Raw genomic sequence first — 17,271 nt, forward strand, 5'->3', positions numbered from 1 at the left:
GCGCAGCACCACGAAAAACCCCACCACCCCCGCCGTGACCGCGACGATGAGGCCCGCCGCCCAGGCGTTGAGCATGAAGGCGGAAAACATCTCAGCGCCGCGCCCGCGCGACGAGCCCCGCGGCGGCATAGGCAACGACGACCAGCGCCACCACGAAGAAACTCACCGGCCAGCCATGCCGCCCGCCCCAGCCGTAACTTTCATAGGCCAGCGCGATGCCGCCCCAACTCGCGCCGACGCCGATCGCCGCCGCCAGCGCCACCGCCCCCGGCAGGGTGCGCGCCGCCCGCAGCCCCGCCGAAGCCGGGCCGATCAGCAGCGCGGTCGCCAGCACCGCCCCCACACTCATCGCCGCGAGCCCCACCGCCAGCGCCAGCACGGCGAGATGCGCGAACCCGACGAGCTGCACCCGAACCCCCCGGCTCGCCGCGAGATCGGGGCCGATCGCGATCAGCGCCAGCGGCCGCGCCAGGGCGGCCATCGCCGCCAGCGCCGACGCCGCGCAGAGGGCGGCCGGCAGCACCATCCCCGGCGGGATCGCGAACATCGAGCCGAACATCACAGTGCTCGCCGCACCGCCGGCGCCGCTCATCGTCGCGTCGAGATACAGGAACAGCGCCGCAAGCCCGAGCCCGGCGCCCAGCACCACGCCGCTCGCCAGATCCCGCTCGGCGATCCGCCGCCCGCCGGCCAGCGCCATCGCCGCCGCCCCGGCCAGCGCCATCGCCACGAAACCGGCGAGCGGGCGGATGCCGAACAGCAGCGCCGCCGCCCCACCCGCGCCGGAAATATCGCCCAGCGCATGCCCGGCGAAGGCCTGCCCCCGCAGCACGGTGAACACGCCGACCACGGCGGACACCAGGGCGGCGGCAAAACTCACCGCCAGCGCCACGCCGACCGGCCCGAGGGCGGACAACCCCACCGCGCTCATGAGCAGCCCTTAGGGAATGCGGACGACATGCATCGCATCCTCGCCATGCGCGTGATCATGGTCATGGTCGTGCGGCCCGCCGCCGGCGGCAACCACCAGCACCCTCCCATGCACGCGCAGCACGTCGATATGCGCGCCATACAGTGCGCTCAGCACCGCGCCGCGCACCACCTCGGCCACCGTACCGGCCACCGCGCGCCCCTCGGCGACATAGACGATGCGGTCCATCGCCGGCAGCAACGGGTTCATGTCATGCGCCGACATCAGCACCGCCACCTTCGCCTCGCGGGCGAGACGGGCGAGGAGTGACACCACCTCGGCGGTGCTGCGCAGATCGAGACTGGCCAGCGGCTCGTCGAGCAGCAGCACGTCGGGGCGGCGGATCAACGCATGGGCGATCATCACCCGCTGCTGCTGCCCGCCCGAAAGGTCGCCCACCCTGCGATCGGCGAAGCCGGTAGCACCAACCGCGTCGATCATCTCGTCCACCAGCGCGCGGCGGCGGCGCGAGGGCAGCGGAATGCCGAGCCGGTGCCCATCCAGCCCGAGCGCGATCACGTCGCGCGCGCGCACCGGCATGAACCGGTCGAGCGCGATGCTCTGCGGCACATAGCCCACCTGCCCGCGCCCGCCGATCGTCACGCGCCCGTCCAGCAGCGGCACGAGGCCGAGGATCGCGCGCAGCAGCGTCGTCTTGCCCGAGCCGTTCGGCCCGATCAGCCCGGCGAAACTCCCCGGCGCGAGGCTGAACCCCACCCCCGACAGCACCGCCCGCCCGCCATGGCCGACCGCGACACCCTCCAGCGCGAGCGCGTCCCCGCTCACCTCGACCCCCTCACCTCGCCAGCCACGAGCGCGCTGGTGGAGGTGCCATGCGCAACCGCCCCGGTCACTGCCGCGGTCTCCGCCAGCATCCAGCCGCCGAAATGGTACCCCGCCGGCATCGTCTCATACAGCGCGACCACCGGCACCTGAGCCGCCCGCGCGGCATCGAGCATCGCCCGCGTCAGCGGGCCGATCACCTGCCGGTTATAGCCGAGAAACGACACTTCCCGCCGGCGCAGCAGCTTCTCCTGCGCGGCGATGTCCTGCGGCGCGGGATCGGTGCCGTTCATCACCGCCGCCTGCAGGCTCCAGGGTGTGGCGACCGCGATGCCCATCGCCCGGAACAGGTCATTGCCCACCGGTTCGGTCACCGCCGCGCGGATGCCGGCATGCTGCGCCCGGAACGCGCCGATCGCCGCCCGCCACGGGGCGAGCGAGGCCTCGAACGCGGCGAGGTTCCGCCGATAGACGGCCGCCCCCGCCGGGTCGATCGCCGCCAGCGCCTGCGCGATCGCCGCCGCCACTTTCGGCATCGCCGCCGGATCGTACCAGATGTGCGGGTTGCGCGTCGCATCCGGCAGGCCGAGCACGTCCTGTGCGGCGATCACATGCCGCCCCCGCGCGCTGCCCGCCGTCGCGCGGATGATCCGCCGCGCCCAGGAATCGTAACCAAGCCCGTTGAGCACCACGAGCCGCGCTGCGGCGATTCGCCGCGCCACCGCCGGGCTCGCCTCGAAGCCGTGCGGATCGGCGTTCGGATTGGTCTCGATGGCGGCAACCTCGACCCGGTCGCCACCGATCGCGGCGATCACGTCGGCATACTGGCTCTCGATCCCCACCGCCGGGATGCGACCGGCGGCGCGGGCGATCCACGGCGCCGCCACCAGCCCGGCCAGAAGTCCCCGCCGTTTCGCCATGTCCCCCGGTCCTCCTGCGCCCCTTCGCCAGAAATGATATGTTATATCATTCCACCGGTCCACTCCCCCCTGCCCGCACCTGACGGGCTGGTGTAGGCTGATCGCCCGCCAGAGAAGGACCCGCGCCATGCCTCATGTCATTATCAAGCTCTATGCCGGCCGCAGCGAGGCGCAGAAGCACCAGATCGCCGAGGCGGTCGCGCAGGCGGTGATGGCCTCGGCGGGGAGCAGCGAGGCTGCGGTGTCGGTCAGTATCGAAGACGTCGATCCCGAGCACTGGAACGAGAAAGTTTTCGAGCCGGACATTCGCGCCAGGGCGGAGACGCTCTACAAGAAGCCTGGCTACGAGCCGAAATGAGAGCCGCCGCCGCCGGACTCGCCCTGCCCTTGCTGGTGGCGGGCTGCGCGCGGCCGGCGGCGGTGACGGTCTGCTCCGGCGCGCGGATCGTGGCACGCACCGATTCCGAAGGCGGCGCGTTCGACGGCATGTCGCATTCCGGCACGCTAGTGGTGCTGCGCAATCCGGGGCCGGCGCCCTGCACCCTGCCCGGCCTGCCGCGCCTCGTCTTTCTCGATGCCGCGGATCACGAACTGCCGGTTGTCCGCCGCCCACCCGTCGGGATGCACCCCGGCCCCGTGGTGCTGCCGGTCCGCCTTGAGGCGGGCGTTGCGGCGACGACCGCGCTGCGCTGGGTGGCCGATCCGGTCTACACCCGCAATGCCTGCATGAAGGTGGCCGCATTGCGCATCGCCTGGCCAGGCAGCGAGACGACCCTCCCGCTCGCCGCGACGATCTGTGGCCCGAAAGGTGCGGCGGCGGGCATCGCCCAGAGCCCGCTCGCCCTCGCCGGAGAAAAAACAATCAGCGGATCAGGATCGCCCGGAAATCGTTGACATTGGTGCGGGTCGGCCCGGTCACCACGAGGTCGCCGAGCGGGGCGAACAGGCCGTAGCCGTCATTGTCGGCCAGACGTGCCGCGGGATCGAGGCCGATCGCCCGGGCGCGGGCCAGCGTGTCCGGCGCGAGCACGGCTCCGGCATTGTCCTCGGTGCCGTCGATCCCGTCGGTATCCCCGGCAATGGCGTGAATCCCCGGCGCCCCGCCGAGGGCGACCGCAAGACCGGCGAGGAACTCCAGATTCCGCCCGCCGCGCCCACCGCCGCGCACCGTCACCGTCGTCTCCCCGCCCGAAACCAGCACACAGGGCGGCGCGAGCGGCGCGCCATGCGCGGCACAGCTCCGCGCCATGCCGGCCATCACCGCCGCCACCTCGCGCGCCTCGCCCTCGATCGCATCGCCGAGGATCAGCGGCGTCACCCCGGCCGCGCGGGCGACCGCGGCCGCCGCCTCCAGCGAGGCGAAGGGGGTGGCGATCATGATTTCGCGGGCTCGGGCAAAGGCCGGATCGCCGGGCTTCGGCGTCTCCGCCTCCGGCCGCGCCAGCCACGCGGCAACCGGTTCCGGCACCGCGATCCCGGCGCGGCGCAGGATCGCCCGCGCATCCTCCGCCGTGGTCGCGTCCGGCACGGTCGGCCCCGAGCCGATCACCGAGGGATCGTCGCCCGGCACGTCGGAAATCATCAGGGTCACGATCGCCGCCGGCGCCGCCGCGGCGGCGAGCCGCCCGCCCTTGATCGCCGAGAGATGCTTGCGCACGCAGTTCATCGCCTGGATGTTCGCACCGCTCTTCAGCAGGGCGCGGTTCACCGCCTGCTTGTCGGCGAGCGAAATCCCCGGCGCCGGCAGCGCCAGCAGCGAAGAGGCGCCGCCTGACATGAGCACGAGAACCAGATCGTCCGCGGTCAGCCCCCGCACCATCGCGAGGATGCGCGCCGCCGCCGCCTGCCCGGCCGCGTCCGGCACCGGGTGCGATGCCTCGACCACCTCGATCCGCCCGAGCGGCTTTTTGCTCCCATGCCCGTAGCGGGTGACCACGAGGCCGGACATCGGCGCTTCGTCCGGCCAGTGCGCCTCGACCGCCTCGGCCATCGCCGCCGCCGCCTTGCCGGCGCCGATCACCACGGTCCGCCCCTTCGGCGGCGGCGGCAGATGCGGCGGCACGCAGCGCGAGGGCGCTGCCGCGTCCACCGCCGCCGCGAACATGCGCCGCAACAGGTCGAGATCGCCCTCACTCATGCCGCTTTTCCTTTCCGCTCGGCCCGCAGCCACGCCGCCCGTTCCGGGCAGCAGGCTCTATCCGTCTGACAACGCGGGCATTCCGGCCCCGCCGGCCGGGCCTTGCTCTAGCGCGGCGGGGCAACCCGGTCCAGCGCGGCGAGCAGGGCGGCACGGAACGGGGCGATGCCGCGATAGGCCGCCACAGTTTCGGGCAGCCCGCGCACAGCCTCGGCCAGCGCCGCCGCGGCGCCCGGCACCGCCATCACCTCGGCCAGCGCCGCCTGCCGGGTGCGGATCGTGAACAGCACGGCCCCGCTCTCCGGCAGCCGGCTCAGAGTCTGGCGTTCGACCCGCAGATGCAGCCGCGCCGGAGCGGTGCCGGCGGTCACCGCCGGGCCGGGGGCGATATGCGGCTCCGGCTGGAACAGGTCCGATCCGTCATGGATCGTCCAGTTGAAGCGCTCGACCAGCCGGCCTGGCGCCAGCGCGGCGATGAACCGCGCCACCGGGCGGTCCAGCCGCTCGGCATAGAGCGGTACCGGGGTATGGATGGCGGCAAGGTCGCGGCCCAGCTTGTCCGCCAGCCGCCAGCGCGAGGGAAAGCACAGCACCGCCGCCGTGAGCGTCGCCGTCGCCGGGTCGAGCAGGCAGAGATCCTCCTGCACCAGCCTTCCGGCGAGTTCGAGCGGGTCGCATTCCGGCGCCGCAAGATTCCACCGCTCGCCGGTGAGGCGGTTTTCCAACATCGCGCCGGCCTGGGCGAACCAGGGCGCACGATCGGCGAGCAGGTGGCCGGCGACCAAGAGCAATGTCTCGCGCCGCGCCGCCTCGCTGCCCGGCAGCGCGGCGAACACCTCGGCCCGGCGCAGGCCGAGCAGCGTCCGGCGCTCCGCCATCTGCGCAGGGTAGTCGGCGCCGAAGGCGGTCAGTTCCGCGGGCGGACGGGCGATCAACCCCATCGCCGGCCGGTAGGGGCCGGGCGCGAAGGGCAGCCAGAGCGGCGAGGCAGGCAGCGCCGGCGGCGGGGCGGTCAGCAATCGTTGCCGCGCAGGGTGAAGGATTTCACCATGCCGCCCTCGAGCGCGAAGGTGACGGTGCATTGCCGCGTATAGGTATCGGGCTGGAAGAACGGGCCGTAATAGGGGCCGTAGAAGCCCGGATAGGGCGGCACGAAGCCCGGCTGGTAGGAATACGACCGCTCGACATAGGCGAAATAGGTCTTGCCATCGACCGTGATCTTGCGGTCCGGCACGCCGAGTGCGGCCACCAGCGCCGATTCCGGCCGCCCGACATAGGCCGACATCCGCTCGGCAAGGCTTGGCCCCACCGCGCAGCCGGCCAGAACCAGGGCCACGACCGGCGCAGCCAGAACAAGCTTCCTTCGCATCGCACGCTCCTCGTCTCCGGGCCTTGGCCCGTTGGTGATGTGGAATGTCTACAGTGGGTCCGTTTCCGGCTTATATCAGAGCCATAACACATCGGTGATGCGCGCGGCGCCGGCGGCGATCATCGCCAGGCGGTCGAACCCCAGGGCAATCCCCGCGCAATCCGGCATCCGCCCCACCGCCGCCACGAAATCTTCATCGAGCGGCCAGTCCTCGCGGCCATAGAGCGCGTGCCGCCGCGCCCGGTCGGCCTCGAAGCGGGCCCGCTGCTCGACCGGATCGGTCAGCTCGGCGAAGGCGTTGGCAAGCTCCATCCCGCACACATACAGCTCGAAGCGCTCGGCGACGCGCGGATCGTCCGCCCGCCGCCGCGCGAGGGCGGCGAGCGGCGCCGGCCAGTCGGTCAGGAAGGTCGGATTTTGGCGACCGAGATGCGGTTCGATCCGCCCGAGCATGAGGCGGAAGAACAGGTCCTCCCAATCCTCGCCGTCGCGGCGCGCCACCCCGGCATCGGCGGCCAGCCGGTCGGCATCGCCGACGCTCGCCAGCACATCGATACCGCAATGGCGCGCGAAGGCCTCGGCGACGCTCAGCACCTCGATCGCGGCAAGATCGGTCGTCACCCCCCGGCACGTCACGACCGGCGGCAGCACGGCGCGGAGGAGCTGCGTCGTCTCCTCGATCATGGAGGAAAAATCGGCCCCCGGGCGATACCATTCGAGCATGGTGAATTCGGGCGCATGCGTGTCCGACCCCTCATGGTCGCGCCAGACCCGGGCGAGCTGGAACATCCGCCCGGCGCCGCCGGCGAGCAGCTTCTTCATCGCGAATTCGGGGCTGGTATGCAGCCATTTCCGCGCCGCCGCGCCATCCGGCGCATGCACAATGGTCGACAGGGCGGCGAGATGCACCTCCTCGCCCGGCGCGGGGACGAGGCAGGGCGTCTCCACCTCGATATATCCGCGGGCGGTGAAGAAGGCGCGCGTCGCCTGCGCGAGCAGCCCGCGCCGCCGCAGGAAGGGCAGCCGGGCGGCGAGGCGGTCGGGGTCCCATGCTTGTCTGGCCATGCGCCGCAGGATAGCACCGCCGCATGGCCACTCCCACGCTCCGCACCGCAGACCAGCTGATCGAGGCCGGGCTCGCCCCGCCTTCCGCCCGCGCGGGGCTCGAGGCCGTCGCCGCGCGCTACGCCACCGCGATCCCGGCACCGCTCGCCGCCCTGATCGGTGACCCGGCGGACCCGATCGGCCTTCAGTTCATCCCCGACCCCGCGGAGCTCGAAACCGCCCCCCACGAGCGCGCCGACCCGATCGGCGATGACGCGCTCTCCCCGGTGCCCGGCATCGTCCACCGCTACCCCGACCGCGCGCTGCTCAAGCCCACCCTTGCCTGCCCGGTCTATTGCCGGTTCTGCTTCCGCCGCGAGCATGTCGGCCCGGAGGGTGGCGTGCTGTCCGAAGCGGAGCTCGAGGCGGCGTTCCGCTGGCTCGCGGATCACGATGCGGTGAGCGAGGTAATCCTGACCGGCGGCGACCCGCTCATCCTCTCGCCCCGCCGCCTTGGCGCGATCTTCACCCGGCTGCGCGCGATCCCGCATATCAGCCGGCTGCGGCTGCACACCCGCGTGCCGGTGGCCGATCCGGCGCGGATCACGCCGGCGCTGCTCGCGGCGCTCGATCTCGACCCGCCGCTCTTCCTCGTGCTGCACGCCAACCACGCGCGCGAATTCGGCGCCGAGGCCCGCGCCGGGCTGAGGGCGCTGCGCCGCGCCGGGATTCCGCTGCTCGGCCAGTCGGTGCTGCTGCGCGGCGTCAACGATTCGGCGGACACGCTGCGCGCCCTGTTCGAGACCATGCTCGAATGCGGCGTGAAACCGTATTACCTGCACCAGCTCGACCCCGCCCCCGGCACCGCCCGCTTCCACGTGCCGATCGTCGAGGGCCGGGCGCTGATCGCCGCCCTGCGCGGCACGATTTCCGGCCATGCCCTGCCGACCTATATCCTCGATTCGCCCGCCGGAAAGACCACGCTCGAACCCTCGCCGGTTTCCCTTTCCGCCGGCCTGTGATAGGCGCGCATCATGCCTGTACCGCTGATCGCCGTGCTGAACGGCCCGAACCTGAACATGCTGGGGCTGCGCGAGCCGGAAATCTACGGCATCCAGACCCTTGACGATCTCGAGGCGCTCTGCGCCGAGGCGGCCGAGGAGCTGGGCCTCGCCATCGATTTCCGCCAGACCAACGGCGAAGGCGAACTGATCACCTGGGTGCAGGAATGCCGCGGCCGCGCCGCCGGCATCATCATCAACCCGGCGGGCTACTCGCACACCTCGATCGCGCTGATGGACTCGCTGCACGCGGTCGACCTTCCGGTCATCGAGGTGCATCTGTCCAACATCCATCAGCGCGAGGCGTTCCGCCATCATTCATACGTATCGCAGGCCGCGCGCGGCGTGATCTGCGGCCTTGGTTTCACCGGCTACCGGCTGGCGCTTCAGGCGATCGCCGAGATTGTGGAGCAGGAAGCATGAGTCTCTCCTTCGACCCCGAGGTGCTGCGCGCCCTCGCCGCCCTTCTCAAGGACGGCGACCTGGCCGAGATCGAGCTTGAGGAAGGCGACCGGCGGCTGCGCCTGGCCCGCGCCAGCGCGCAGGCGGCACAGTTCGTCGCCGCTCCCGCCTATCCCGCGCCGCCCTACGCGATGCCGCAGGCCGCCCCGGCGCCAGTGCCGGCCGCCGCCGCGCCCGAGGCCGCCCCCGCCGCCGCGGCGAGCCATCCGGGCACGGTGAAGTCGCCGATGGTCGGCGTCGCCTACCTCTCGCCGGAGCCGGGGGCGGCACCGTTCATCAGCGTCGGCTCGACGGTCGAGGCCGGGCAGACGCTGCTGCTCATCGAGGCGATGAAGACCTTCAACCAGATCAAGGCGCCGCGCGCCGGCACCGTGAAGTCCATCCTCGTCGCCTCCGGCCAGCCGGTCGAATACGACGAACCGCTCGTCATCGTCGAATAAACGGCCGGTGCCCGTGTTCTCGAAGATCCTGATCGCCAACCGGGGCGAAATCGCGCTCCGGGTCCAGCGCGCCTGCCGCGAGATGGGCATCGCCACCGTCGCGGTGCATTCCACCGCCGATGCCGATGCGATGCATGTGCGCCTGGCCGATGAAAGTGTCTGCATCGGCCCCCCCGCCGCGCGCGACTCCTACCTCAACATGCCGGCGCTGATCAGTGCCGCGCTGATCACCGGGGCGGAGGCGGTGCATCCCGGCTACGGCTTCCTCTCCGAGAACGCCGATTTCGCCGAGATGGTGGAAGCCCATGGCCTCGCCTTCATCGGCCCCTCGCCCACCCATATCCGCATGATGGGCGACAAGATCACCGCCAAGACGACGATGGCGGATCTCGGCGTGCCGCTCGTCCCCGGCTCGGACGGCGAGGTGCCGGATGTCGAGGCGGCGAAGCGCGTCGCCGCGGAAATCGGCTGCCCGGTGCTGATCAAGGCCGCGGCCGGCGGCGGCGGGCGCGGCATGAAGGTCGCCCGCACCCTTGAAGAGGTCGAGGAAGCCTTCCGCACCGCCCGCGCCGAAGCCGGTGCGGCCTTCGGCAACAACGCCGTCTATATCGAGAAATATCTCGACCGGCCGCGCCACGTCGAGCTTCAGGTGCTGGGCGACAATCACGGCAACGTGGTGCATTTCGGCGAGCGCGACTGCTCGCTGCAGCGCCGCCACCAGAAGCTGCTGGAAGAGGCGGGTTCGCCCGGCATCACCCGCGAGGAGCGCGACCGGCTCGGCGAGATCGCCACCGCGGCGCTGACGAAGTTCGGCTACCGCAACGCCGGCACGCTCGAATTCCTGTATCAGGACGGTCAGTTCGCCTTCATCGAGATGAACACGCGCCTGCAGGTCGAGCATCCGGTCACCGAAATGGTCACCGGCGTCGATCTCGTGCGCGAGCAGATCCGCATCGCCGCCGGCGAGACGCTCGGCTACGGCCAGGCCGACATCTCGTTCAACGGCCACGCCATCGAATGCCGCATCACCGCCGAGGATCCGGAAACCTTCGCCCCCTCGCCGGGCAAGGTCGAGGTGTTCCACGCCCCCGGCGGCCTCGGCGTGCGGCTCGATTCAGCGATCTATGCCGGCTATCGCGTGCCCTCCCATTACGACAGCCTGGTCGCCAAGCTGATCGTGCATGGGCGCAGCCGGGCCGAAGCCATCGCCCGGATGCGTCGCGCGCTCGAGGAATTCGCCCTTTCAGGCATCAGGACGACGATCCCGCTGCACCTGCGTATCCTCGACGACCCCGGTTTCCGCTCCGGTGAATACACGATCCACTGGCTCGAGAACTTCGTCGCCCGTCGCTGAGTACCGCCGCCTCAGGACGCGGCAACGGCCGGCATCGCCAGGGGTGCCGCACGCGCCGCCAAGGATTCGAGGGCAGAGAACACCGAAAGCCGCGCTGGTTCGCCCGCCATCAGCGCCTGATGCGTCGGGTCGCCGGCCGCCATCCCGGCCATGAACGGAACGGTATGCTGCGCCACGGCATACTGGTCTCTGAACAGCCCCATCAGCCCGGTCTGGAAGGTCAGTCCCGGATAGGGCCGCGGCCGCTCCAGCACGCGAAAACCGCAGCGGCGGTACATCGGCATGTGATGCGCGCGCACCGCGTTCAGCACGGCATCGACGTCGTGATGCAACCCGATATAGCCCGCCGCGCGGAAGGCGGCGAACAGCACCTCGACATCGTTCGCCGCATCGGCCGCCCGCGCGAGCTTGCCAAGCTCGATCGCGCTGCCCGCGGTGCCGGGCCGGCGTTCGGCCGCGACGACCGCCCGGATCTCCGCCTCGAAGATCTCCATGGCCTGGGTCCGGTGAAACACCGGATCAGGGTGGCCCGGATCGAACAGCGCGACGCGGATCGTCGCCGCCGGCGTTCCGTTGCGGAATACCAGGATCGTGGAGTAATTCGGCCTCGTATCATATTCGTCACTGAACAGGCCATCCGGCCGTTCGCCGACAAAGCCGTATTCACGGTAGGCGTCGTAGCGCATGCCGTAGGCCAGGCGCGCCTGCTGCGGCGACGTGACCAGCTGTGCCTCGATGATATTGCCGGTCTCGCGCAGCCGCTTCACGCCCGTGCGCGGCTCGACATCGGTATCCAAGGGGGAATATACCATTTTGGTCTCCACCGAAAGTTGTTCGCGTTTGCAATTTAACCGATCTGCTTTAAGATTTAACAAATCATTTCAACCTATAGTGGTTTGCAAGTTGTCGGAAGATGGATTTTGAATTTGATCATTTTCCATTCGCTGTCGCAAAGAAACTGAAATTGAGACAGTCAGGCCAGACTACCCTCGATCTGTTGCCGCAAACACGACGTCAGATCGACATATCGCTACTGGACATGAGAACCGCGCTGGTCCCCCGGATGGTGGTCACAGGCGGGCTCGTCTCGGGTGCGCTGTGCTGGAGCTTCTGGAACCGGCTGCATGGCGCGCCGTTGCTGACCGGGGGCTTCGCCGGCCTGTTCACCGGCTACGTCCTGCTCTCGATCTCCGCGATTCTCTGGGCCCGCCGACCGGCGGACGTGCGGCCCGTCGTTTTCAAGCTCGCCTTTTCCGGCCTGGCCCTCATGATCGGCATATTCTGGTCGTTCATCCTGATCGGCGGGCTGCACCATGCCGATCCGGTGCAGACCAGCATGCTCTACGCGGTCGCGATCGGGCTGATGTCGACCTCGGCCTTCTCGGGTCCAGCACTCTACGCCCTCGCCCTCTGGACACCGGTGACGATCGGCTCCGTCATCGCCATCATGGCGGACTCGGCAATCCCCCCGGCCGCGACGCTGATCGGTCTCGCGAGCTACGCCTTCCTCACCTTCTCGACCATCCTCTACGTCAACGCCAACACGATGGAGCGCGAGTTGCGCCGCCTCGAGGCCGAGCGCCAGAGCGAGGTGATCAACCTCCTCCTCCGCGATTTCGAGGAGGGGGCGAGCGACTTCCTCTGGGAGACCGATGCCTCGCTGACGCTGATCCGCCCCTCGCTGCGCTTCGCCGAAGTCGCGCGTTCGACGCCGGCGGAACTCGCCAGCATGTCGATCATCCGCTTTCTCGTCGAACACGGCCGAGCCGGGCCGGATCATTCGTGCAACGCCGCGGTCGGCAACCTGATCCACCGGATCGGGCGGCGGGAAACCTTCAATGAACCCCGGACCCCGCTGCATTTCAGCAACGAGGAGCGGTGCTGGTCCATTGCCGGCAAGCCGGTGTTCGACCGTGAAGGGGTCTTCATCGGCTATCGCGGCGTCGGGTCCGACGTCACCGCCCACCGCCTGGCCGAACGCAAGATCGCCCACATCGCCAGCCACGACAGCCTGACCGGCCTCGGCAACCGCATGAGTTTCGACGAGGCGCTGCAGGCGGCCTGCTCGGGGCCGGTCGGTGTCGGCACCGGGCTGATCTGTCTCGACCTCGATCATTTCAAGTCGGTGAACGACCGTTTCGGCCACAAGACCGGCGACGAACTGCTGCATGCGGTCGCCCGCCGCATCCTGTCATGCGTGCGCAGCCATGATCGCTGCTTCCGCCTCGGCGGCGACGAATTCGCGATCCTCCTGCCCGATGCGACGATCGCCGATGCCGAGGCGGTCACCGGCCGTATCATCGATCGGCTGGCCGATCCCTTTCGCCTCGCCGACGTCACGGTGGCGATCGGCTCCTGCGCCGGCATCGCGATGATCACCCGCCCCGGCATCCTGCCGGAGGATGCCCGCCACGCCGCCGACCTCGCCCTCTACCGCGCCAAGGCGAGCGGCCGCGGCTCCGCCCGCCTGTTCGATCCGGAAAACGACCGGCACACGACCCGCCTCCGCCAGATCGATGCCGCGCTGGTGAACGAATTCGAAAAGCAGGTTTTCTTCCTCGAATACCAGCCGATCGTCCGGCTCGACAGCGGCGCGGTGACCACCGTCGAGGCGCTGGTCCGCTGGAAGCATCCGGAATACGGCATTCTCCCGCCGGACCAGTTCATTCGGGCTTCGGAGCATAACGGCGCCATCATTCGCATCGGCGCCTTCGTCATCGAGGCCGCATGCGCCTACGCCGCCACCCTGCCCGATCACATCGCGGTTGCGGTCAATCTCTCGCCTGTCCAGCTCCACGATCCGGCGCTGATCGAGCGGATCGGCGCCGCCCTCGTCCGCCACCGCCTCGGCCCGGGCCGGATCGAGTTCGAACTGACCGAAACCGCGATCCTCGACGTCTCGCCCGAGACCCGCCGCATCCTTGAGGCGATCACGGCACTCGGTTGCCGCCTCGCGCTCGACGATTTCGGCTCCGGCTATTCCTCGATTTCGACCCTGTACTATTTCCGCTTCGACCGGCTGAAGATCGACCGTTCCCTGATCAAGGACGCGATGGATGATCCCCGCCGGCGGACCATTCTCTTCCATATCGGCCGCATGGCGCGCGATGTCGCCCTCACCATCACCGCCGAGGGCATGGAAACCGATCATCACCGCGTCAGCCTGATCGAACTCGGCTTCGAGGAGGGACAGGGCAGCCTGTTCGCGATGCCGATGAGCGGCGAGGCCCTGCACGACTGGCTCCGACTCCGCCTCGTTCCCAGCTCGGGCCGCCTGTTCGGCTGAGGCCGACGCCATTGTTGCCGAGGCGGATCGTGTTCCGCCGCCGGTTGCATCGCCACCTCCGCCCTCCATGTGAATCGGGCCACGGAAGGAGGACAGGATGGCCAATCCCGACGATATCTTCGCCCCCTACGATGCTCCCGCCGGAGGCTGGGGCGCGCTCGCCGCCACCGCCCGCGCGCTGCGCCAGCAAAGTGCCGTCGCCCGCGGCAGCCGCGCCCTGCTCGCCACCAACCAGCCCGAAGGCTTCGACTGCCCCGGCTGCGCCTGGCCTGACCCGCGCCACACCTCCTCCTTCGAATTCTGCGAGAACGGCGCAAAAGCGGTCGCCTGGGAAGTGACCGACCGCCGCGTCACCCGCGATTTCTTCGCGCAAAACACCCTCGCCGATCTCGCGAAGCAGTCCGACCACTGGCTGGAAAGCCAGGGCCGCCTGACCGAGCCGATGCGATACGACCCCGCGACCGACCGGTACGTCCCCATCGCCTGGGACGACGCCTTCGCCATGATCGCCCGTCACATCGCCGCGATGGACCACCCCGACCAGGCGGAGTTCTACGTCTCCGGCCGCACCTCGAACGAGGCCGCGTTCCTCTTCGCCCTGCTCGGCCGCCTGATCGGCACCAACAACTTCCCCGATTGCTCGAACATGTGCCACGAGCCCACCAGCCGCGGCCTGCCGCAGTCGATCGGCATCGGCAAGGGCACCTCGACCCTCGAGGATTTCGAACACGCCGACATGATCCTCTCGATCGGCCAGAACCCCGGCACCAATTCCCCGCGGGCGATGGGCACGCTGCGCGACGCGGCAAGGCGCGGCGCGCGCATCGTTGTGCTCAACCCGCTGCGCGAGCGCGCGCTCGAACGCTTTGCCGACCCGAAGGACGCGGGCGACATACTCACCAATCGCGGCCAGCGCATCGCCCATCTGTATTGCCAGGTGAAAGTCGGCGGTGACGTTGCGGCGTTGAAAGGCGTGATGAAGCTGCTGGTCGAGGCCGACCGCGACGCTCGGGCGAACGGCCGCACCCCGGTTCTCGATCACGACTTCATTGCGGCCCACACCAGCGGATTCGACGCTTTCGTTGCCGATCTCGACGCCACGGCCTGGGACGCCATTCTCGAGACGTCCGGCCTCTCGCGGGAGACCCTGCAGCAGATCGCCGACATCTACGCGGCGTCAAGGAACGTCATCCTGATGTACGGCATGGGAATCACCCAGCACCGTCACGGCTCGCAGAACATCCAGCAATGCGTGAACCTGCTGCTGCTGCGCGGCAATATCGGCCGGCCGGGGACGGGCATCTCGCCGGTGCGTGGCCATTCCAACGTGCAGGGCGACCGCACCGTCGGCATCGACGACCAGCCCTCGGCGGCGTATCTCGACCGTCTCGGCAAGGTCTTCAACTTCGAGCCGCCGCGCGAACATGGCCATAATGTCGTCACCGCGCTCGAGGCCATGCTGCGCGGCGACGTTCGCGTCTTCATCGGCATGGGCGGCAATTTCGCCGCCGCCGTGCCGGACACGCCGCTGGCCGATGCCGCGATGCGCCGCATCGGCCTGACCGTCAGCGTGGCGACCAAGCTCAATCGCGGCCATGTCGTGCACGGGCAAGACGCGCTGATCCTGCCCTGCCTCGCCCGCTCCGAGCTCGACCCGCAGAACGGCGTCCTGCAATCGGTGACGATCGAGGACTCGATGAGCATGGTCCATGCCTCCGGCGGCCTGCTGGAGCCCGCGAGCCCGCAGCTGCGCTCGGAGGTCGCGATCGTCTGCGGCATGGCGAAGGCGATCCTCGGCGACCGGCCCCCCCGGATCGACTGGGATGGCTATGTCGCGGACTATGCCCGCATCCGCGACGATATCGAGGCGGTCTATCCCGATCTGTTCCATGATTTCAACGAACGCCTCCGCCAGCCCGGCGGCTTCCGCCTCTACAACCCGGCCAGCGAGCGGGTGTGGAAGACGGATACGGGCCGGGCGAATTTTCTCGTCTTCCGCGGCGTGGCGGAAGATCCGGCGCGGGAACGGAATCCCGGCACGCTGCGCCTTGCCACGCTTCGCAGCCATGACCAGTACAACACCACGATCTACAGCCTGGACGACCGCTATCGCGGCGTGAAGGGCGACCGGATGGTGGCCTTCATGAACGAGCAGGACATGGCCGAACGCGGCATCGCCGCGGGCGACAGGATCCGGCTGCGAACCGTCTCGGAGGATGGCGTGGACCGATCGGTCGGGAATCTCACCGCCCTGCCATACAATATTCCGAAAGGGTCGATCGGTGCCTACTATCCCGAAGCCAACCCGCTGCTGCCGCTTTACCACCACGACGAGCTTGCGCTGACGCCGGCGGCGAAATCCATTCCCGTCATCGCCGAGGCGATGTGAAAAACCCGCCCGGAGGTTGCTCCGGGCGGGCGCAATTCACGCGAGTCCAACGAGGGACAAACATTACTTGCGATGAACGCCGCTTCGGCGTGCCTATCGATGACGGCAGTTTTGCTGACATCTGGAAAGGCCGTGATCATGAGCACCGCGCGCGCCATGCCCACGCTATCAACGGCGTGTGAGTGAGCTTGGCGGTCCACGAATAAGGGCCGACTGGACAGATCGGCCCTTGTAGGAGATGGTCCGTCAGACTTAAGGCGTGTGAAGCTGCTTGGCCTCGTCGAGTGCAGCTTGGAGCTTCTCCAGGCTATAACCCATGCCTTGCATCTGTGGGTGCGGTTGCTGATTTTCGAGCAACTTGGCCCGTTCGACCAAGGTAAGGCTGATGAACCATTTATAGTAAGAGGGGCAAAAATGTGGGTGACCGTACATTTTTTCCTTGCACCGATTCGGCGCAGGGGAGTCTTTGGGTCATGTGCCTCCGTCCGTCACCCTTTCCGCGCTGAGCCGTGCAGAGCTTGAAGCTCTGCTGGTCGAACTGTTCGGTGAGATCGCCAGCCTGAAGGTGATCGTTGCTGAATTGCGCGAAGAGAATGCGCGACTGAAGGGTCTGAAGGGTCGCCCGCATATCAAACCGAGTGGCATGGAAAAAGGAACAGCGCCGCCGAAGCCCCAGAAGCAGGAGAAGCGTCCCGTTCGGGGCAAGGTCTCACCCCGGGTCAAAGTCGAAGAAAAGGTGATCGGGATTGAGGTCCCGCCAGGAGCTGTTTTCAAAGGTCATGAACCTTTTCTGGTCCAGGACCTCGTGATTTCGGCGACGGCGACCCGTTACCTGCGAGAGCGCTGGATAACGCCGGATGGCCGGACGATCCTGGCACCATTGCCTCAAGGAACCGCAGGCCATTTCGGTCCGGAACTACGCCGCTTCGTGCTGGTGCAATATCATCAGGGTCAATCGACGATGCCGCGGTTGCTCGCCTTGTTGCGATCGCTGGGGATTTCGATCTCGAAGCGGCAGTTGGTTCGCCTGTTGAACGAGAACCATGAGGCGTTCAT

General features: G+C 68.9%; 16 protein-coding genes and 1 pseudogene. 9 read left to right on the plus strand and 8 right to left on the minus strand.

What is annotated here, in order from left to right; genetic code table 11:
• Positions 1-91 precede the first annotated feature (91 nt).
• The 3 genes from RT91_RS17285 to RT91_RS17295 are packed head-to-tail and all read right to left on the minus strand — an operon-like array spanning position 92 to position 2,673.
• Entirely contained in the window at positions 92-931 is an 840-nt protein-coding gene (locus RT91_RS17285) for a metal ABC transporter permease (protein WP_035188750.1), read from the minus strand.
• 9 nt (positions 932-940) lie between these two features.
• The gene (locus RT91_RS17290) at positions 941-1,756 is read right to left on the minus strand and encodes a metal ABC transporter ATP-binding protein (protein ID WP_012040007.1); all 816 of its coding nucleotides are present in this window, start codon (positions 1,754-1,756) and stop codon (positions 941-943) included.
• Positions 1,753-2,673 (minus strand): metal ABC transporter solute-binding protein, Zn/Mn family, encoded by a 921-nt coding sequence (locus RT91_RS17295; RefSeq protein WP_035188753.1) that lies wholly within the window; start codon positions 2,671-2,673, stop codon positions 1,753-1,755. Before RT91_RS17295 ends, RT91_RS17290 begins: the two co-directional genes overlap by 4 nt.
• A gap of 127 nt (positions 2,674-2,800) precedes the next feature.
• On the opposite strand from RT91_RS17295, the gene RT91_RS17300 reads away from it, so the two are divergent.
• Positions 2,801-3,031 (plus strand): tautomerase family protein, encoded by a 231-nt coding sequence (locus RT91_RS17300; RefSeq protein WP_013640785.1) that lies wholly within the window; start codon positions 2,801-2,803, stop codon positions 3,029-3,031.
• A complete protein-coding gene (locus RT91_RS17305) occupies positions 3,028-3,567 on the plus strand; it encodes a DUF4232 domain-containing protein (RefSeq protein ID WP_035188754.1) in 540 nt (179 codons plus the stop codon). Before RT91_RS17300 ends, RT91_RS17305 begins: the two co-directional genes overlap by 4 nt.
• Here RT91_RS17305 and RT91_RS17310 read toward each other — a convergent pair.
• The 4 genes from RT91_RS17310 to epmA all read right to left on the minus strand — a co-directional run bounded on the left by RT91_RS17310 (position 3,536) and on the right by epmA (position 7,244).
• Positions 3,536-4,810: a glycerate kinase gene (locus RT91_RS17310; RefSeq protein WP_013640786.1), complete on the minus strand. Its 1,275-nt coding sequence runs from the start codon at positions 4,808-4,810 to the stop codon at positions 3,536-3,538. The genes RT91_RS17305 and RT91_RS17310 overlap by 32 nt on opposite strands.
• Before the next feature lie 107 nt (positions 4,811-4,917).
• Positions 4,918-5,829: a DUF3445 domain-containing protein gene (locus RT91_RS17315; RefSeq protein WP_035188755.1), complete on the minus strand. Its 912-nt coding sequence runs from the start codon at positions 5,827-5,829 to the stop codon at positions 4,918-4,920.
• On the minus strand, positions 5,823-6,179 hold the full coding sequence (locus RT91_RS17320; protein WP_007423439.1) for a hypothetical protein: 357 nt from the start codon (positions 6,177-6,179) through the stop codon (positions 5,823-5,825). The genes RT91_RS17315 and RT91_RS17320 overlap by 7 nt, the downstream gene beginning before the upstream one ends.
• 75 nt (positions 6,180-6,254) lie before the next feature.
• Positions 6,255-7,244 (minus strand): EF-P lysine aminoacylase EpmA, encoded by a 990-nt coding sequence (gene epmA, locus RT91_RS17325; protein WP_035188757.1) that lies wholly within the window; start codon positions 7,242-7,244, stop codon positions 6,255-6,257.
• A 23-nt stretch (positions 7,245-7,267) separates the two neighbouring features.
• Between epmA and RT91_RS17330 the strand changes: the two genes are divergently transcribed.
• The 4 genes from RT91_RS17330 to accC are packed head-to-tail and all read left to right on the plus strand — an operon-like array spanning position 7,268 to position 10,540.
• Complete coding sequence (locus tag RT91_RS17330) at positions 7,268-8,245, plus strand: lysine-2,3-aminomutase-like protein (RefSeq protein WP_035188760.1); 978 nt, start codon at positions 7,268-7,270, stop codon at positions 8,243-8,245.
• 12 nt (positions 8,246-8,257) lie between these two features.
• Complete coding sequence (gene aroQ / locus RT91_RS17335) at positions 8,258-8,707, plus strand: type II 3-dehydroquinate dehydratase (RefSeq protein WP_007423443.1); 450 nt, start codon at positions 8,258-8,260, stop codon at positions 8,705-8,707.
• Positions 8,704-9,186: an acetyl-CoA carboxylase biotin carboxyl carrier protein gene (gene accB, locus RT91_RS17340; RefSeq protein WP_012040011.1), complete on the plus strand. Its 483-nt coding sequence runs from the start codon at positions 8,704-8,706 to the stop codon at positions 9,184-9,186. Before aroQ ends, accB begins: the two co-directional genes overlap by 4 nt.
• A gap of 13 nt (positions 9,187-9,199) precedes the next feature.
• Positions 9,200-10,540 (plus strand): acetyl-CoA carboxylase biotin carboxylase subunit, encoded by a 1,341-nt coding sequence (gene accC, locus RT91_RS17345; protein WP_172637330.1) that lies wholly within the window; start codon positions 9,200-9,202, stop codon positions 10,538-10,540.
• 11 nt (positions 10,541-10,551) lie between these two features.
• Here accC and RT91_RS17350 read toward each other — a convergent pair whose 3' ends face one another.
• Positions 10,552-11,352: an N-acyl amino acid synthase FeeM domain-containing protein gene (locus RT91_RS17350; RefSeq protein ID WP_035188767.1), complete on the minus strand. Its 801-nt coding sequence runs from the start codon at positions 11,350-11,352 to the stop codon at positions 10,552-10,554.
• Between the two features lie 227 nt (positions 11,353-11,579).
• Between RT91_RS17350 and RT91_RS17355 the strand changes: the two genes are divergently transcribed.
• The 3 genes and pseudogenes from RT91_RS17355 to RT91_RS21675 form a co-directional block, all read left to right on the plus strand.
• The gene (locus RT91_RS17355; protein WP_231295276.1) at positions 11,580-13,826 is read left to right on the plus strand and encodes a bifunctional diguanylate cyclase/phosphodiesterase; all 2,247 of its coding nucleotides are present in this window, start codon (positions 11,580-11,582) and stop codon (positions 13,824-13,826) included.
• Between the two features lie 97 nt (positions 13,827-13,923).
• Entirely contained in the window at positions 13,924-16,215 is a 2,292-nt protein-coding gene (locus RT91_RS17360) for an FdhF/YdeP family oxidoreductase (RefSeq protein WP_035188763.1), read from the plus strand.
• A 475-nt stretch (positions 16,216-16,690) separates the two neighbouring features.
• Positions 16,691-17,271 (plus strand): annotated as a pseudogene (locus tag RT91_RS21675) (hypothetical protein); the annotation flags it as partial.

It is taken from the genome of Acidiphilium sp. JA12-A1, from assembly GCF_000724705.2.
Classification (GTDB): Bacteria; Pseudomonadota; Alphaproteobacteria; order Acetobacterales; family Acetobacteraceae; genus Acidiphilium; species Acidiphilium multivorum.

Excerpts from the sequence above, each read along its gene's own strand:
- RT91_RS17360 (WP_035188763.1), top strand. The coding sequence starts at position 13,924 with ATGGCCAATCCCGACGATATCTTCGCCCCCTACGATGCTCCCGCCGGA.
- RT91_RS17350 (WP_035188767.1), bottom strand. The coding sequence starts at position 11,352 with ATGGTATATTCCCCCTTGGATACCGATGTCGAGCCGCGCACGGGCGTG.
- epmA (WP_035188757.1), bottom strand. The coding sequence starts at position 7,244 with ATGGCCAGACAAGCATGGGACCCCGACCGCCTCGCCGCCCGGCTGCCC.
- RT91_RS17310 (WP_013640786.1), bottom strand. The coding sequence starts at position 4,810 with ATGAGTGAGGGCGATCTCGACCTGTTGCGGCGCATGTTCGCGGCGGCG.
- RT91_RS17285 (WP_035188750.1), bottom strand. The coding sequence starts at position 931 with ATGAGCGCGGTGGGGTTGTCCGCCCTCGGGCCGGTCGGCGTGGCGCTG.
- accB (WP_012040011.1), top strand. The coding sequence starts at position 8,704 with ATGAGTCTCTCCTTCGACCCCGAGGTGCTGCGCGCCCTCGCCGCCCTT.
- RT91_RS17295 (WP_035188753.1), bottom strand. The coding sequence starts at position 2,673 with ATGGCGAAACGGCGGGGACTTCTGGCCGGGCTGGTGGCGGCGCCGTGG.
- RT91_RS17330 (WP_035188760.1), top strand. The coding sequence starts at position 7,268 with ATGGCCACTCCCACGCTCCGCACCGCAGACCAGCTGATCGAGGCCGGG.
- RT91_RS17355 (WP_231295276.1), top strand. The coding sequence starts at position 11,580 with ATGAGAACCGCGCTGGTCCCCCGGATGGTGGTCACAGGCGGGCTCGTC.
- RT91_RS17320 (WP_007423439.1), bottom strand. The coding sequence starts at position 6,179 with ATGCGAAGGAAGCTTGTTCTGGCTGCGCCGGTCGTGGCCCTGGTTCTG.
- aroQ (WP_007423443.1), top strand. The coding sequence starts at position 8,258 with ATGCCTGTACCGCTGATCGCCGTGCTGAACGGCCCGAACCTGAACATG.
- RT91_RS17300 (WP_013640785.1), top strand. The coding sequence starts at position 2,801 with ATGCCTCATGTCATTATCAAGCTCTATGCCGGCCGCAGCGAGGCGCAG.
- RT91_RS17305 (WP_035188754.1), top strand. The coding sequence starts at position 3,028 with ATGAGAGCCGCCGCCGCCGGACTCGCCCTGCCCTTGCTGGTGGCGGGC.